Genomic DNA, 643 nt, shown 5'->3' with positions numbered 1-643 from the left:
GATGCAAATGCCTGTACAAGAACAATTACAGGGATTGTGGTTGGACAACCAGCCGCCGCTCTTAACGGAACTGCATCTACAACGGCGGTATCATGTTTTGGAGGAGCAAATGGAACAGCTACAGTTACTCCAAGTGGAGGAACACCTGGATATACGTATTCATGGGCACCGTCTGGAGGTACAGCCGCTACAGCTACAGGTTTAGCAGCTGGTACTTATAGTGTAACTATTACAGATGCTAACGCTTGTCAAAGAACAATCACTGGTATTGTAGTAGGACAATCTGCAGCAATTGTTGATGGAACAGTTACAACAACTTCAGTTTCTTGTTTTGGAGGATCTAACGGTACTGCTACTGTTGTGGCTTCAGGAGGAACTCCTGGATATACGTATTCTTGGTCACCGTCTGGAGGTACAGCAGCAACTGCTACCGGATTAGCAGCAGGAACTTATAGTGTAACTATTACAGATGCAAATGCGTGTACAAGAACAATTACAGGTATTGTAGTGGGATCACCTGCTGTCCTTGACGGAATAGTGAGTACAACATCAGTTTCTTGTTTTGGAGGAGCTAACGGAACAGCTACAGTTACTCCAAGTGGAGGAACTCCTGGATATACTTATTTATGGTCAACAGGAGCTA

1 protein-coding gene is annotated in these 643 nt (G+C 44.6%); it reads left to right on the top strand.

Features of this window, described 5'->3' with window-relative positions; genetic code table 11:
- Positions 1–643, top strand: a 643-nt coding sequence (locus ACFSC2_RS25075) for a SprB repeat-containing protein (protein ID WP_379818734.1), incomplete at both ends; no start/stop codon positions are given.

This window comes from Flavobacterium artemisiae, assembly GCF_042678225.1.
Lineage (GTDB): Bacteria > Bacteroidota > Bacteroidia > Flavobacteriales > Flavobacteriaceae > Flavobacterium > Flavobacterium artemisiae.
Note: the sequence above shows the minus strand (reverse complement) of the source record. Positions and strands in the feature narration are given on the sequence as shown.